Source organism: Leifsonia sp. 115AMFTsu3.1 (assembly GCF_004362795.1).
Lineage (GTDB): Bacteria > Actinomycetota > Actinomycetes > Actinomycetales > Microbacteriaceae > Leifsonia.
This window is the reverse complement of sequence record NZ_SNYB01000001.1, coordinates 938712-953502: the sequence shown is the minus strand read 5'-3', so window position 1 is coordinate 953502 and position 14791 is coordinate 938712. Positions and strand designations below refer to the sequence as shown.

Here is a 14791-nt window from a genome sequence, read left to right as displayed (position 1 = left end):
GCGACCCCCACGTCGTCCCCGCCGAAACCTCACCACATCCACCGCCCGCATCCACCGCCCGCATCCACCGCCCGCACCCACCGAACTGGAGACCCGCCCATGGCCGTCATCGGAGCCGGCACCGCACGGCGACCCCGCCGCAGGCGCACGCTTCTGCCCGTGTTCCTCGTCGCGCCCGCCGTCATCCTGCTACTGCTGTTCACCGTCGCACCCGGCGTGTACGCGGTGATCCTCAGCTTCCTGCAGCTGAAGGTGGGCGGCGGACTCCTCGGCGGCGGCGATCCGACCGAGGTCTTCGCGGGCTTCGCCAACTACGTGACGACCCTCACCGATCCGGAGTTCTGGGCCAGCCTCGGACGGATGCTGCTGATCGCCCTGATCGGCGTGCCGCTCACCATCGTGCTGGCCACCCTCTTCGCTCTCTGCCTCGATGCCAAGCGCGCCCGGCTGGTCGGCGTCACCCGACTGGCGATCTTCCTCCCCTACGCGGTTCCCGGCGTCGTCGCGTCGCTGCTCTGGGGCTTCATGTACCTCCCGGCGACCAGCCCCATCGGCGGCCGCTTCATCGACTACTTCGGGAGCACCGGGATCTTCTTCTCGGTCGCCAACGTCGCGGTATGGGGCGTCGTCGGCTTCAACATGGTGATCATCTACACCGCCGTCCGCAGCCTCCCCAAGGAGCTGTTCGAGGCGGCGGAGCTCGACGGCGCCAGCGAGCTGCAGGTCGCCCTGCGCATCAAGCTGCCGCTGATCGCCCCGGCCATCACCATGGTCGCCCTGTTCTCCGTCATCGGCGCCCTGCAGCTGTTCAACGAGCCGACGACCCTGAAGCCGCTGGCGAACGCCATCTCGTCCACCTGGGTGCCGCTCATGCGCGTGTACACGGACGCGTTCGTCAACAACAGCATCTACGAGGGCGCTGCCACCTCGTTCATCCTCATCCTCATGACCGTCGCCGCAACGGTGATCGTCAACGTGATCGGCCGGCGCTTCGCCCGGAGGGAGACCCGATGACCACCGCGACCGTACGCACCCCCGACGGGCCGCCGACGACGGCGGCGCGACGATCCGACCCGCGACCGCCGCTGCGGACGCGCTCCGGTCTGCGGATCGTCCCCACCCTCATCCTCATCGTCGGCGCGCTGTACTGCGTCCTGCCGGTGCTGTGGATCCTCATCGCCTCCACGAAGACCAACGACGAGCTGTTCTCGACCCCGTCGTTCGTGCCGTCCTTCACGGGCGGCTTCTGGACCAACATGCAGGCGCTGTTCACCTACAACAACGGCATCTTCGGCCGCTGGGCGCTCAACTCGGTGATCTACGCGATCGGCGGCGGCGTGCTGTCCACCGTCATCGCGGGGGCGGCCGGGTACGCCCTCGGCAAGTACACGTTCACCGGGTCGAAGTGGATCTTCCGGCTCATCGTGGCCGCGGTGCTCCTCCCCCAGATCATGCTCGCCATCCCGCAGTTCCTGCTGCTGGCGAAGTTCGGGATGACGAACACCTACGCCTCCGTCATCCTCCCCCAGCTGGTGTCGCCGTTCGCGATCTACCTGTGCAAGATCTACGCGGAGGCGTCGGTTCCCGACGAGATCATGGAGGCCGCCAGGATCGACGGCGGCAGCGAGTGGCGCATCTTCTGGTCGGTCGGATCGCGGCTGATGATGCCGGCACTGGTGACGGTCTTCCTGCTGCAGTTCATCGGGATCTGGAACAACTTCCTCCTGCCCTTCGTGATGATCAACAACGACCAGCTCTACCCGCTGACTCTCGGGCTGTACGGCCTCATGATCATCACCGGCGGCCAGGCGGCGCAGTACTCGATCGTGATCGCGGGCGTGCTCGTGTCGATCGTGCCGCTGGCCATCCTGTTCCTGTCGCTGCAGCGCTACTGGAAGATCGATCTCATCTCGGGCGGCGTCAAGCTCTGAGGCCCGTCCTCGTCAGCGCCGAGGAGTGGATGCGCGCACGCGCACCTCGGCGGAGACCGGCGTACGCTCTCCGTCCGGCCCGCCCTGCTCGTCCGACTCGTCCGCGAGCGCGAGCTCGAGCGCACGGGCTCCGATCTCGGCCAGCGGAAGCGACACCGAGGTGAGGGCGGGAGTGACGTCGGCGACGAGCGGGATGTCGTCGAATCCCGCCACCGCCACCTCCTCGCCGGGTGCGATGCCCGCTTCGCGCAGAGCCGCCATCACCCCGATCGCCATGACATCGCTCACCGCGAAGACGCATTCGGGGCGCGCACCCGAGCGGAGCAGTTCGGCCATGGCATCCCGTCCTCCCGCGCGCGAGAACTCGGCGTGGGCGATGGAGGCCGACGGCACGACCGACCGGAAACCGTCGACGCGGTCGCGCACCGTGACCAGTTCCTCGGGGCCGGCGATGACGGCGAAGTCGCTGTAGCCGAGCGCCAGCAGCTCGCGGGCGAGCGCCGCCGCCCCGCCGTGGTTGTCGACGGCGACGGTGCGATGCTCCGGAGCTCCCCCGCCGACCACGGCCACGTTCGCGCGGGCGCCCGCGAGCGGGTCGTCCGGCGCTGCGGCGGCGCTCTGGGCGTCCGGCCGCACGACGCGGCTTCCGGCGAGGACGACCGCGCGCGGGCGCTGCCCGCGGAGAGCCGCCAGTGCGGCCTGCTCGCGCGCGACCGACGCCTGGCCCGCGTAGGGCCCCGTTGCGGTGATCGTGACGATGAGGCCGCGCTCGTCCGCCACACGCACGACCCCGGAGGCGATGGAGGCGAAGTAGGGGTCGGCGATGTCGCCCACCACGAGCGCGACGACGTTGCTCGTGCCCCGGGCGACCGCCTGCGCCTGGACGTTGGGGCTGTAGCCGAGCTCGCGGGCCGAAGCGAGCACCCGGTCCTGCAGCGCCGCGTTGACCTTGCGCGTGCTGCCGTTCAGCGCGCGGGACGCGGTCGCCAGCGAGACGCCGGCATGCGCGGCGACGTCGGACAGGGTGGGGGCGTTCTCGCTCACAGCCCCAACCTACCGGCCGTCACCTGCGGGCCTACCGCCGCACCGGCGGGGTCGATGCCCGGATCACGGGGTGCGCCGGGACCGTGCGGCCCCCCGCATCCCCGTCGAGGGCACGGCGGACCGTCTCGTCGGCGACCTGGTCGAGCGGCACGTGGACGGTGGTGAGGGCGGGCACGACGTCACGGAGCGTGGTGATGTCGTCGAACCCGGCGACCGCGACGTCCTGGGGGATGCGCCGCCCGCGGTCGCGGAGCCCGGCGATCGCCCCGAGCGCCATGTCGTCGGTGATCGCGAAGACGAGCTGGATGTTCGCGAGCTCGTCGTCGGGCAGCGAGCGGATGTGCTCGCGGGCTCCCTCCCACGAGAACTCGGGATACGCGACGGCCGCCTCCCCTCCGAACCCTTCGACGAATCCGTCGACGCGCTGCTGCATGGAGAGGAGCGGGGTGGCGCTTCCGAGCACGAGCGCGCGCCGGTAGCCGAGGGTCGTGAGCTCCGCGGCGAGCTCGCGTGCGCCCTCGCGGTTGTCGAAGGTGACGGTCTCGAAGGGCAGATCGGTCCGGCTGATCAGCACGACCCGGCCGCCGGTCTCCTCGAAGCGGCGCAGCTCGGCCACCAGTTCGTCCCCGTTGGGCGGATCGACGTACCCGGTGCCCGCCAGCACGATCGCCTGCGGCTGCTGTCCGCGCAGTTCGCGCACCAGCTCCAGCTCGCGGTCCACCCGGCGGTCGGTCACGGCGATCGAGACGCGCATCCCGTACTCCGCCGCCTGCTTCATGAGCTCGGAGGCCATGGCCGAGAAGTACGGGTCCGAGATCCCGCTGATCACCAGGGCGATGGTGCGGGAGGTGCCGCGCGCGATCACCTGTGCGGCCAGGTTGGGCGTGTAACCCAGCTCGCGGGCGGCGTCGAGCACCCGGCGCCGGTAGCTGTCTGCGACGGTCCGCGCGCTTCCGTTGAGCACCCGGGACGCGGTCGGCTGTGAGACGCCGGCCCGCCGCGCGACGTCGGTCAGAGTGACGGGACGTCGGGGCGCCGCCTCGCTCTTCGCCTCACCCACACGGCAACAGTACCGGCTCCGCCACCGCCTGGGAATGCGCATACCGGGCGCGGCGGGATGTCCGCTCGGCTCAGTCGGCCGGTGTCGCGGCGCCGACGAGCTCGACCTGGGCGCCATCCCATTCGCCGGGTCGCGTCCACCGCACATTGTCCGGCGTCAGCCGCCGGCCGCACGAGACGCAGACATCGGCCGCCTCGGCGCGCGCTCCGCACGCGACGCAGTTGATGCCGAGACGGCCCGGTCGGGGTTCCGGCCCGTGCTCGTCGGCCCACAGGGCGAATGCGTGCAGGATGGGCAGGGTTGCGGCGCCGGACTCCGTCAGCCGGTACTCCGCCCGAGGGCGCGCCCCGTCGCCCGCGGTGGACCGCTCGAGCAGACCGCTCTCGACCATCGTGCGCAGCCGGGCGCTCAGCGCCTTGTCGGTGATGCCGGTCCGGGAGGCGAACTCCTCGAAGCGGCGGGCACCGGCGAACGCCTCGCGCAGGATGAGCAGCACCCAGGGGTCGCCGACGACATCGATGCCTCGGGCGATGGTGCACGGGCGGGTCGACCAATCGGATCTCAGCGGCATGTCGTCCTCCTGCAGCTAGCTTAGCGCTAGCACCCCTGAATGCTCGTTCAGCATCCGAGCTTGCGCTCCAGCGGCAGCCTGTGGCCTACTTGTTCCGTGGCTGACTTGCTTGAAGCTAGTAAAGACGAGACGCGAGATTCCCGACTGGGACTGACGTTCTTCGTGGTCGCCACCGGGAGTGTGCTCGCCTCCCTCGACCTCTTCATCGTCAACATCGCGTTCGGCTCGATCAGCGCCAGCTTTCCCGGCGTGCAGCCCCAGCAGCTCGCCTGGGTGCTCAACGCCTACGGCATCGCCTTCGCAGCGCTCCTGATCCCGTTCGGCCGACTGGCCGACGTCGTGGGCAGGAAGCGGACCTTCGTGACCGGTCTCGTCGTGTTCGTCGTCGCCAGTGCGGTCTGCTCGATCGCGCCCGGGATCGGGGTGCTGATCGCGGCACGCGCCGTGCAGGGAGCGGCCGCTGCCGCGATCATCCCGACCAGCCTCGGACTCCTCCTCACCACGGCACCGCGAGAGCGGCACACCCGGCTCGTCAGCGTCTGGGCGGCCACCGGATCCATCGCCGCCGCCCTGGGGCCGACGGTCGGCGGGCTGCTCGTGCAGGTCGACTGGCGCTTCATCTTCCTCATCAACGTCGTGCTCGCGCTGCCGGCCCTGATCGTCCTCCCCCGCGTGCCCTCCGCGCCCGGCTCGGGCGGTCGGCGACCGGATCTCCTCGGCTCGCTCGCTCTCGCCGCCGCGGCCGCACTGGTGGTCTGGACCGTCTCGTACAGCTCCGACCCCGACGTGAGCCTCTGGCAACTCGGCGTCGGCGCGCTGCTCGCCGCGCTGTTCGCTGTGCTGTTCGTGTGGAGGAGCCGGCGGGCGGCGGTCCCCGCCGTGAATCTGCAGGTGTTCGGCGATCACGGCTTCCGCGCCGCCTCGGCCGGCATGTTCTTCTTCTACGCGGGCTTCGGCATCATGCTGGTCGGAGCACCGCTGGTGCTCACCGGCCCGCTCGGCCTGTCTCCGGCCGTCGCCGGCATCGCCTTCGGTGCCGGACCCGCCGCCGCTGTGGTCTCCACCATCGTCGCGGGGCGCCTCCCGTCCACCCCGCGCGCCCTCGGCCTCCTCGGCGGTGCACTGTTCGCGCTGGGCGGGCTGTGGTGGACCATCCTGCTCACCGCCGGCGGCTCGTTCTGGTGGGGTTACCTCCCCGGCATCGTGCTGACGGGTCTCGGAGCCGGTCTCGCGCAGACGGCGTTCATCGCCGGCGGGACGGCGGGCCTCCCCCAGCACGAATACTCGGCCGGCGCGGGCGTGCTCAACACCGCCCGCCAGATCGGCTCGGCCATCGGAGTCGCGGTCTTCGTGGCACTCACACTCGGAGCGACGAGCTCCCTCACCGGGTACGCCGGCGCCTGGGCGGTGCTGACCGCGGGCGGCGTTCTGGCCGTCCTGGCGGCGTGGGCGATCCGCGATCGGTCAGCGGAGGGCGGTCGATGAGATACCTGATCGTGGGGGCAGGGGCCGTCGGCGGCTATCTCGCTGCGCTGCTCCAGGAGTCCGGTCACCGGGTGACGCTGCTGGTCCGGCCGGAGCGGGCACGCATCCTCGCGCGGGACGGGCTGGTGCTGGCCGAACCGGACGGCCCGACCTCCGCCTTCCCGATGGAGACCGTCACGGCGGACACCGTGCGCCCCGAATACGATGTCGTGCTGCTGTCGGTGAAGGCGTACGCCCTGCCAGGGGCGATCGCCGACCTGCGCGGCGCGATCGGACCGGGCACTGTCGTCATCCCGTCCCTCAACGGCATCGCCCATATCGAGGCGCTCGACGCCGCGTTTCCCGGGCAGGTCCTCGGCGGCGTCTGCCTCACGGCGACCGAGCTGCGGGACGACGGCGCGATCCGGATCCTCCGGCCCGGGGCCACCCTCGGCTTCGGCGAGCTCGACGGGCGGGACACTGAGCGCGTGCGCCGGATCGCGGACGACCTGAGCGATTCGCCCATCGAGAGCTCCGCGTCGACCACCATCGTCGCGGACATGTGGGAGAAGTGGCTGCTGCTCGCGTCCGGCGGTGCGACCAACACCCTCCTGGGGGCGGATGTGGGCCGCATCGTCGCGGCGGACGGCGGCGCACGGACGGCGGAAGCCGTGGTCGACGAGGTCGTCGACGTGATGACGCGCGCCGGTCATGCGCCGCGGACGGATGCCGTCCAGCGTGCGCGCGGCGTCCTCACCGAGGCGGGGTCGCACTTCACGACCTCGATGTACCGCGATCATCGCGCGGGCCGTCCGGTCGAGGTGGAAGCGGTGCTGGGCGACCTCGTGCGCCGCGCCGACCACCTCGGCACACCGGTGCCCCTGCTCGCGGCCGCCGCGGCGGCCCTCCGCATCGCCCCGGAGTCGTGACGGGCGCGTCGGGACCCCTACGTACCAGCTGACGCGTCGCTCACATGAGCATCGCGACGAGCATCCCGCCGCACACAGCCGCCGATACGACGGTGTGCAGGCGGCGCACCCGGCGAGCCAGCACCAGGCGGCCGATCAGCCAGCCAGCCACCGCGATGGCGACGAGCGCCGGGCCGACCGGGCCGCCGACGGACGGGTCCAGGTGTCGGTGCGGGGACGCGACAGCCGAGCCCACGACACCAGCCGGAACGGGAGCAGCCGAGAAGGCCATCCCCACCATGACGAGGAGCATGGCCCAGAGGTCGACCACATGCTCGCGCGCGAACGGGGATCGGCGGGCGATCCGCCCGTAGCCGCAGGCAAGCAGGGCGAGTGCGACAGCGCCCGCGCAGAGCGCCGCCGCGTTCCCGGCGGCGCAGGCGAGCGCCATCACCCCGGCCGCGGGCAGCTCGTGCACGAGGGTGCCCGCCGTCCGGTGCGCGCGCCCGCGACGGCGCACCGTGGCGCCGGAGGTGGATGCGGTCGCGACCGCATCCACCTCCGGCGCCACGGCCGCCCCCATGGTCACGCGCGCCAGACCGTCTTCACATTGGTGAACTCGCGGATGCCGAACGCCGACAGCTCGCGCCCGTACCCGGAGTCCTTGATGCCGCCGAAGGGCAGCTGCGGGAAGGATGCGGTGAGCCCGTTGACGAAGACGCCGCCGGCCTCGATGCGGTCCTGGAAGAAGGCGGCCTCGTCATCGTCCTGCGTCCACACGCTTGAGCTCAGGCCGAAGTCCGAGTCGTTCGAGCGCTCGACGGCCTCCTCGGCCGACTCGACCCGGTACAGGCACGCGACCGGCCCGAAGCACTCCTCGCGGAAGATGCGCATCTCGGGGGTGACATCGCGCAGCACCGTCGCCGGGTAGAACCAGCCGGGGCCGTCCGGCAGCTCGCCTCCGGCCAGGAGGGTCGCACCCTTGGCGACGGCGTCCTCGACCAGCTCGTGGGTGTCGCGACGCACCTGCTCGGTGGCCAGCGGGCCGAACGACGTTCCCTCGTCGAACGGGTCGCCGACGACCTGCGCGCGCATCCCCGCGACGAAGGCCTCCTCGAACGCGTCGTAGACGTCCGCGTGGACGTAGTACCGCTTGGCGGCGATGCAGCTCTGACCCGAGTTCTGCACGCGCGCGTTCACCCCGGCTGCGGCCGCCGCCGCGATGTCGGCCGACGGCATCACGACGAACACGTCCGTGCCGCCGAGCTCCAGCACCGACTTCTTGATGTTGCGTCCCGCTGCCTCCGCCACAGACGACCCCGCCCCGACCGAACCGGTGAGCGTGACCGCGCGGATGCGGCGGTCGTCGATCAGAGGCGCCACCGCGCCGCCCTCCACGAGGACGGTCTGGAACGCTCCGGCCGGGAACCCGGCCCGCTCGAACAGCGAACCGAGGTAGAGCGCGCTCTGCGGAACGCTGGAGGCGTGCTTCAGGATGCCGGTGTTGCCGGCCATGAGCGCGGGGGCCGCGAACCGGATCACCTGCCAGAACGGGTAGTTCCACGGCATGACCGCCAGCACCGTCCCGATCGGCTGGTAGCGGACGCTCACCGCCGAGGCGCCGACATCGCCCGCCGCGACCGGGCGCTCCTCGGCGAGGTACTCCGCGGCGTGGTCCGCGTACCAGCGCATGCCGCGCGCCGACTTCGACACCTCGTACTTCGCCGTTCCGATGGTCTTGCCCATCTCGGTCGTGACGAGCGCGGCGACCTCGTCGAGCTCGGCGTCGAGGAGGTCGGCGGCGGCGCGCATCCACGCGCCCCGCTGCTCGAACGTCGTGTCCGCGAGCCCGCGGTAGGCGGCTTCGGCCGCGGCGAGGATCTCCTCCAGCTGCTCGGCCGTGTGCGGCTCGAACGTCTTGAGCGTCTCGCCGGTGGTGGGGTTGATGGTGGCGATGGCCATGGTTACTCCTTTGTTGTGACGGCCGATGGGATGCGCGCGCGGCTCACACCGCGATGCGCCTGGCCAGCTCGACGGCGCCGGCGACCGGTGCGTCCGTGAGCGGCACGACGGTGAGTCCGGGATGCGCGGCCGCGACCGCCCCGGAGAAGGCCGCAAGCAGTCGCGGCTGGTGGGCGAACACACTGCCGCCCACCACGATGTGCGAACCGGCGGCTCCCCGGGCGATCAGGCGGCCGATCAGCGCAGCGAGCTCGGAGGCGGCCCGGTCGATGACGGAGACGGCGAGGGCGGAGCCGCCGTCCGCCGCCGCGAAGACGGCGACGGCGCGCGGACCCCAGTTCTCCGGTGTCGGGTCGTCGTTGACGGCGCGGGCGAGTGCCGGCGCGGACGACACCCCGAACGCACGCTCCAGAGCGGCGAAGAGGCCGTCGTCCGGGGCGCCGTCGTCGTCGGCGCGGAGAGCGGCGATGGTCGCGTCGCGGACGATGGCGGGCGCACCGCCCTCGTCGCCGATGACCCATCCCCAGCCGCCGGCGAACAGGGTCCGGCCGGACGCATCCGCGCCGACGGCGATGGAGCCGGTTCCGGCGATCACGCCGATGCCCTCCCGCAGGCCCGCGGCGGGGACGAGCAGTTCGGCGTCGTTCACGACAGCAGCGCGGTAGCCCAGCTCGCCGAGGGCGGCGCGGAGCTCACGGGCGTGCTCGACGGTGTCGAGTCCCTGAGCGCCGACGCCGAGAGCGGAGACGGTCGCGCCCTCGGGCAGTACGTGCCGGATGCGGGCGTGCAGCCACCGAGCGGCGCCGCCTGCCGGGGATGCGCTCCATTCATCCGCCGGCAGGGCGACGTCGGCGACGCGTGAGCCGTCGAGGGTCTCAGCACGCACGCCGAGCTTGGTGCCACCGGCATCCAAGCCCACGATCAAAGGGGAAAGAAGAGGGGATACAGCCGTCACGCGGCGCCCCCCGCATCCACCGACACCTTGGTGTCCGCGTTGTGGAACACGAACTCCTCGATGTCCACACCCCGCACCTCGGCCACGGCGCCGACGAGGATCTGCATCACCAGCGCCTCGAGCACCGCGCGCTGGGCGGCGGGGAGTTTGGGCAGGCGCACCGGGTGCAGGGTGCTCGTCGCAGCGACGGACTCGGCCGAGATGAGCACGACGTGGTGGCCGGCATCCGCCAGCGTCGTCGCCAGATCGAGCTCCCGGCTGTCGCCGAAGACCACATGCACCCCGTCGCCCGCCGACTCCATCGAGCCGTGCAGGTACTGCCGCGTGCTCATCCCGGTCGCCGGGATGCGCGCCACCTCTCGGAACAGCAGCGCACCCGCCTCGGCCGATCCGACCGCCGGTCCCGCGCCGACGAAATCGCTCGACGAGACCGTCGCGAACAGCTCGGCGAGCGCCGAGACCGGAGCAGTCAGCCGGTCCTCCACCGCGGCGAACGTCTCGGCCAGCCGCGCCCATCCGGCATCGGGCGTCCCGCCGTCCCAGACATCGGCGAGCAGCCCGAGCGCCGCGACGGTCGCCGTGTACCCCAGGGTCGAGGCGTAGCTGTCGGCCAGGTTGCCGAGCGACAGCGTCGAGGCGATGCGGCCGATCGGCGACGGCTCGCTGTTCACGACCGCGAAGCGCAGCTCCTCCGGCACCGACTCGAGCACCGCCAAGGTCTCGGCGCTGCGGCCGCTCTGCGAGATCCCGACGATGGGATGCACGCTCGGCGGGAACGGCACGGGGTAGTCGCCGGCGCCGAGGCGCAACGAGTGGATGCCGCGCGAGCGCAGCTCCCAGACCGGCGCGCACGCCGCGGCGAGGCTCGCGCCGATCCCGACGAAGATCGGGCCGGGTCCCGCGAGCTGGCCGAGCGCCGAGCGTGCTTCGACCTGGTCGGCGATCAGCGGGATCGCCCGGCCGAGCTCCTCCGCCTGCGTCGCCCGCGCGGACGCGTACGTGATGTACCCCTTCATCGGAGTCCCCCTGACTGTGCTGGGCTGGTTGCTCGCGAGCCGGTTGCTGCCGAGCTGGATGGTGTGGTCGCTGCGCTCGGGTCCCAGTCGGACGGGAGCGGCTCGACGGGCGGCGCCGTGCTGTCGATGGCGACGGGCACGCCGGAGCGCGCCGACTCCTCGACCGCGAGCATGACCTCGAGCGCGTGGAACGCGAGCGGGCCGGACGCGCGCGGGGGCCGGCCGTCGCGCAGGGCGCGGGCCAGCTCCAGCACGCCGACACCGCGTTCGCGGTGGGCTCCCGGCGGGGCGACCTCGCTCCAGGCGTGGTCGCGGTCGTCGCCGGCGAGCACCCGCGTTGGTCCGTCGAAGCCGCTGACCGGCACCTCGAGCACGCCCTCCGATCCGGTGATCTCGAACGCCTGCCGCCGACGTGGCGAGTCGAAGCTGTACACGGAGGTGCCGACCACACCGGAGGCGAACCGCGTCAGCACGCTGAGATGCGTGTCGACCTCGACGGGGAACCGCAGACCCGCGTCCGGTCCCGACCCGACGACGCGTTCGGCGCGCGGACGCTGGCCCATCGCCTCCACCTGGACGATCGGACCGAGCAGCTGGATCATCGTGCTGACGTAGTACGGGCCGATGTCGAACAGCGGACCGGCGCCCCGGGCGAACAGGAACTGCGGCCGCGGGTGCCAGGCATCCGGTCCAGGGCCCTGCATGAGGGTGAGCAGCGTCCTGGGCTCTCCGACCGCACCGTCGAGCAGCAGCCGCTGCGCGTTCTGGATGCCCTCGCCGAGGATCGTGTCCGGCGCGTTGGCCACGACGACGCCGGCCTCCTCCGCTGCGTCGAGCACCGCGCGGGCCGACGCCAGGTCGAGCGTGAGGGGCTTCTCGCCCCAGACGTGCTTGCCCGCAGCGATGGCGGCGAGCGCGACGTCGGCGTGGGCGGCCGGAATGGTCAGGTTGACGACGATCTCGATGTCGTCGCGTGCCAGCAGGTCGGCGACGGTGGGCGCGGCCTCCACGCCGTACCGGTCGGCCTGCGCCGCGGCGCGCTCGACGTCGAGGTCGGCGATCGCGACCACCCGCACATCCGGGTACGTCGCGAGCGAGCGCAGGTACTCGTCCGAGATGTTTCCTGCGCCGACGATCCCGACGCCGGTGGCGGTCATGCGTCCACCGCCCGCGGGAGGCGCTCGGCGAAGAACGCGGCGTTGCGCTCGACGAGCGGGAACACATCCCCCTCGTGCACGACCACCTCGACCACCGGCAGCTCCAGCGATCGGGCGGCGGCGATGGCCGCGGTGACGTCGAACGGGTTGGTGCCGTCCTCCTTGACGTGCAGGAAGCGCACCCGGTCGCCGAGTCTCGGGATGAGGCCGAGCACGTCCTCGCCGCCGACCGCCGCCCAGTAGGTGTCGAGCTCCAGCACGACAGCGGGGTCGAGCGCCTCGACCAGGATGTCGTAGGCCGTCCGGCCGTCGACCGACTGCGAGAACTCGAAGTCGTGGTTGTGGTACCCGATGCGGATGCCGCGTTCGGCCGCCACCGGAACCACCGCGTTGATCGCGTCGGCGAGGGCCAGCACGCCGTCGCGGTCGGCGATGCTCACCGGCGGCACGAAGGGGACGATGACGGTCTCGATGCCGAGGCTCTCCGCCGCATCGAGCACGGCGTCGCGGTCGAGCTCCGTGATCTTGGCGTGCGCGGTCGACGCGGTGAGGCCCGTGGCAGCGACCGCGGCGCGCAGCCCCGCGGTGTCGCTCAGGATGTCGTACGGCTCCACATGGGTGAATCCGTAACCCGCCAGGCGTTCGAGAGTGCCCTCGAGCCGGTCCGGGCCGATGTCCTCGCGGACGCTGTACAGCTGGATTCCGAGACTCACGCGCCGTGCCCTCCGTGATCGTGCGTGTGCGCATCCGCGTGCCCGTGATGACCGGGCGCGCAGTGGTCGCCGACCGACTCCGGGATGTCGAGGGTCGGGTTGGCACCGAAGAACCCGTGCGGCTTGAGCACGAACCCCGCCGAGTCGACCGGCATCACCGGCCAATCCTCGATGCGCGGGAAGTGCGTCAGCCCGAAGGTGTGCCAGAGCACGATGTCGGCGTTGTCGACGTCGCGGTCCGCCGCCGTCCACTTTGGGAGGCCGGCGCCGCCCGGGTGCATGTTGACGAAGTCGCCCGCCGGGTACAGCTCGGCGGGTTCGTAAGGCGTGACCCACAGGTGCTTGGCCGAGTAGGTGGCGCGCTGGTGGATGTCGGAGAGCTCGTCGGCCAGCAGGGCGGGTTTTCCCTCCGGGTAGAGCACGTACCCGACGGCGCCGCCGAGCCGGTTCCTCCTGCCCGGGTTCGAGACGAGCCAGACCCGGTTCTTCGCGTTGTCCGCCATCCGCTGCGCCTCCTTCTCCGTGCGCAGCCGGGTGACCGTCTGGGTGATCCCGGTGCCGGTCGGGTTCTCCGGCCCGCGCGGGACGAGCACCGCCTCCAGCTCGTCGACCGCGTTCTCCACGCCGTCGACCATCATGTCGAGACGCGCCGAGAAGAGGTGCTGGTGATACGGCGCCCCGAGGCCGGGAGCGAGCTCCGACGCGTAGGCGTAGCCCGGGCCCGGGTACGCGGAGGTGAACACGACGCCGGTGGCCTTCACCTCCAGCTCGATGTTGCCGTCGAGCGAGAAGTACCAGTAGAAGCCGTAGTCGTAGTTGCCCACGGTCACGAAGAAGCTGACCACCAGCCGGCGGTTGCGGCGGGAGTCGCTCGAGCCGTTCCAGTTGTCGAAGTGCTTCCAGAGGATCCCGGCGTCCTCCTCGTGGATGCAGATCGCCTGCGGGATGACGCGCACGTTCCCGGCGTTGTCGGCCAGGGTCGCATCCAGATAGGTGATGTCTCCGACGCAGTCGCAGCCGAGCTCCAGCGAGTTCGCGAAGCCGCCCAGCAGGTACTCGCCGCAGTCGAAGAAGTTCTGGAACCAGCGCTGCGGGCTCGGGTCGCCGTAGGGCACCATCATCTCGGCGATGGATGCGCGGTAGAGCACCGGGCGCTGCACTCCGTCGTCCGCGATGGACACGTTGTGGAAGACCAGCCCCTCGCGCTGGTCGAACGACACCTGCAGCTTCCAGCCCAGCCACGACAGGACGCCGTTCTCGTCGATGGTGAAGCTCGGACCGTCCGGCTGGCTGATCTCGATCGGCTTGAGGCCTGCGCGCTCGGGCTTCCCCACCCACTCCGTGAGGTGGAAGTTGCCGTCCTCCTGCGGCACGGGCAGCTCGACGTAGTCGATCACGTCGAGCACCTCACGGGTCACGACGTCCACCATCACCGTCACGCCGTCGACGGGATGCGCCCAGCCGAGGTCGTCCGGCGTCTTCTGCACGAAGGTGAAGCAGCGCTGGATGCGTCGGCCGGCCTCGTCGGTCGCCGGAGCGCCGGCCGAGAGCGGGTTCACGCGCAGTGTCGAGATGTCGGTGAGGCCGCGCTTCGCCATGGCCGCGAGCCAGCGCTCGTCCTGGTGGACGATCTCCTCGACGAGCCCGAACTCGGCCAGGACCACCGGAACCTGGCCGTCTGCCGGGTCGAGCTCCACCACCGACACGAGGCGGTCCTCCGCCGGACAGACGACGGCGTCGTGGGACGCTCCCGTGGCGAAGTCCACCAGCATCGCGCGGAACCGGCGGGCCTCCGGCCGGGACCCCGGGGCGAGCAGAGTGCGCTTGTCCTGCTCGAGCAGGCCGAAATAGGACACATGTCCGTCGGGGCCGAGCAGTCCCTCCCGCTCGAGGATCGCCCGCGAGGCGGCGACCTCCTCCGGCCGGAGGCTCGCCAGGGCGGCCGCGATGGCGGCGTCGGCCTCCGGGTCCGCGTACGGTGCGGCAGGCGCTTGGGCGGTTTCGGTCACG

General features: G+C 71.6%; 14 protein-coding genes. 4 read left to right on the top strand and 10 right to left on the bottom strand.

All coding sequences use genetic code 11. The annotated features are described in order from the left end of the window. Positions 1 to 99 precede the first annotated feature (99 nt). Together AXZ95_RS04720 and AXZ95_RS04715 are read left to right on the top strand one after the other, a co-directional pair. Complete coding sequence (locus tag AXZ95_RS04720) at positions 100 to 1014, top strand: sugar ABC transporter permease (RefSeq protein WP_018189863.1); 915 nt, start codon at positions 100 to 102, stop codon at positions 1012 to 1014. Next, positions 1011 to 1931, top strand: coding sequence for a carbohydrate ABC transporter permease (locus tag AXZ95_RS04715; protein ID WP_018189862.1), 921 nt, complete (start codon positions 1011 to 1013; stop codon positions 1929 to 1931). Before AXZ95_RS04720 ends, AXZ95_RS04715 begins: the two co-directional genes overlap by 4 nt. A 12-nt stretch (positions 1932 to 1943) precedes the next feature. Here the strand turns inward: AXZ95_RS04715 and AXZ95_RS04710 are convergent, their stop codons facing one another. The 3 genes from AXZ95_RS04710 to AXZ95_RS04700 form a co-directional block, all read right to left on the bottom strand. Beyond that, on the bottom strand, positions 1944 to 2975 hold the full coding sequence (locus AXZ95_RS04710) for a LacI family DNA-binding transcriptional regulator (protein WP_018189861.1): 1032 nt from the start codon (positions 2973 to 2975) through the stop codon (positions 1944 to 1946). 31 nt (positions 2976 to 3006) lie between these two features. Next, entirely contained in the window at positions 3007 to 4035 is a 1029-nt protein-coding gene (locus AXZ95_RS04705; protein ID WP_018189860.1) for a LacI family DNA-binding transcriptional regulator, read from the bottom strand. A gap of 70 nt (positions 4036 to 4105) precedes the next feature. Further along, positions 4106 to 4606, bottom strand: a complete 501-nt coding sequence (locus tag AXZ95_RS04700; protein WP_018189859.1) for a helix-turn-helix domain-containing protein — start codon at positions 4604 to 4606, stop codon at positions 4106 to 4108. A 96-nt stretch (positions 4607 to 4702) separates the two neighbouring features. Between AXZ95_RS04700 and AXZ95_RS04695 the strand changes: the two genes are divergently transcribed. Together AXZ95_RS04695 and AXZ95_RS04690 are read left to right on the top strand one after the other, a co-directional pair. Then, positions 4703 to 6091: an MFS transporter gene (locus AXZ95_RS04695; RefSeq protein ID WP_231374345.1), complete on the top strand. Its 1389-nt coding sequence runs from the start codon at positions 4703 to 4705 to the stop codon at positions 6089 to 6091. Beyond that, positions 6088 to 6999 carry a ketopantoate reductase family protein gene (locus tag AXZ95_RS04690; protein ID WP_018189857.1) on the top strand — a complete coding sequence of 304 codons (912 nt, stop codon included), beginning with the start codon at positions 6088 to 6090 and terminating at the stop codon, positions 6997 to 6999. Before AXZ95_RS04695 ends, AXZ95_RS04690 begins: the two co-directional genes overlap by 4 nt. A gap of 40 nt (positions 7000 to 7039) precedes the next feature. Here the strand turns inward: AXZ95_RS04690 and AXZ95_RS04685 are convergent, their stop codons facing one another. The 7 genes from AXZ95_RS04685 to AXZ95_RS04655 are packed head-to-tail and all read right to left on the bottom strand — an operon-like array spanning position 7040 to position 14790. Continuing rightward, positions 7040 to 7561, bottom strand: a complete 522-nt coding sequence (locus AXZ95_RS04685; protein WP_231374419.1) for a hypothetical protein — start codon at positions 7559 to 7561, stop codon at positions 7040 to 7042. 2 nt (positions 7562 to 7563) lie between these two features. Beyond that, positions 7564 to 8940 (bottom strand): aldehyde dehydrogenase AldH, encoded by a 1377-nt coding sequence (aldh, locus tag AXZ95_RS04680; RefSeq protein WP_018189855.1) that lies wholly within the window; start codon positions 8938 to 8940, stop codon positions 7564 to 7566. Between the two features lie 43 nt (positions 8941 to 8983). Next, positions 8984 to 9859, bottom strand: a complete 876-nt coding sequence (locus tag AXZ95_RS04675; RefSeq protein ID WP_231374344.1) for a BadF/BadG/BcrA/BcrD ATPase family protein — start codon at positions 9857 to 9859, stop codon at positions 8984 to 8986. A 32-nt stretch (positions 9860 to 9891) separates the two neighbouring features. Continuing rightward, positions 9892 to 10911 carry a hypothetical protein gene (locus AXZ95_RS04670; protein WP_018189853.1) on the bottom strand — a complete coding sequence of 340 codons (1020 nt, stop codon included), beginning with the start codon at positions 10909 to 10911 and terminating at the stop codon, positions 9892 to 9894. Next, positions 10908 to 12068 carry a Gfo/Idh/MocA family oxidoreductase gene (locus tag AXZ95_RS04665; protein WP_018189852.1) on the bottom strand — a complete coding sequence of 387 codons (1161 nt, stop codon included), beginning with the start codon at positions 12066 to 12068 and terminating at the stop codon, positions 10908 to 10910. Before AXZ95_RS04665 ends, AXZ95_RS04670 begins: the two co-directional genes overlap by 4 nt. Further along, positions 12065 to 12781: a sugar phosphate isomerase/epimerase gene (locus tag AXZ95_RS04660; RefSeq protein ID WP_018189851.1), complete on the bottom strand. Its 717-nt coding sequence runs from the start codon at positions 12779 to 12781 to the stop codon at positions 12065 to 12067. The genes AXZ95_RS04665 and AXZ95_RS04660 overlap by 4 nt, the downstream gene beginning before the upstream one ends. Then, positions 12778 to 14790, bottom strand: a complete 2013-nt coding sequence (locus AXZ95_RS04655; RefSeq protein ID WP_018189850.1) for a primary-amine oxidase — start codon at positions 14788 to 14790, stop codon at positions 12778 to 12780. Before AXZ95_RS04655 ends, AXZ95_RS04660 begins: the two co-directional genes overlap by 4 nt. Position 14791 lies beyond the last annotated feature (1 nt).

Coding starts and splice junctions, on each gene's coding strand:
- AXZ95_RS04715 (WP_018189862.1), top strand. CDS start 1,011: ATGACCACCGCGACCGTACGCACCCCCGACGGGCCGCCGACGACGGCG.
- AXZ95_RS04700 (WP_018189859.1), bottom strand. CDS start 4,606: ATGCCGCTGAGATCCGATTGGTCGACCCGCCCGTGCACCATCGCCCGA.
- AXZ95_RS04690 (WP_018189857.1), top strand. CDS start 6,088: ATGAGATACCTGATCGTGGGGGCAGGGGCCGTCGGCGGCTATCTCGCT.
- AXZ95_RS04720 (WP_018189863.1), top strand. CDS start 100: ATGGCCGTCATCGGAGCCGGCACCGCACGGCGACCCCGCCGCAGGCGC.
- aldh (WP_018189855.1), bottom strand. CDS start 8,940: ATGGCCATCGCCACCATCAACCCCACCACCGGCGAGACGCTCAAGACG.
- AXZ95_RS04670 (WP_018189853.1), bottom strand. CDS start 10,911: ATGAAGGGGTACATCACGTACGCGTCCGCGCGGGCGACGCAGGCGGAG.
- AXZ95_RS04665 (WP_018189852.1), bottom strand. CDS start 12,068: ATGACCGCCACCGGCGTCGGGATCGTCGGCGCAGGAAACATCTCGGAC.
- AXZ95_RS04685 (WP_231374419.1), bottom strand. CDS start 7,561: ATGGGGGCGGCCGTGGCGCCGGAGGTGGATGCGGTCGCGACCGCATCC.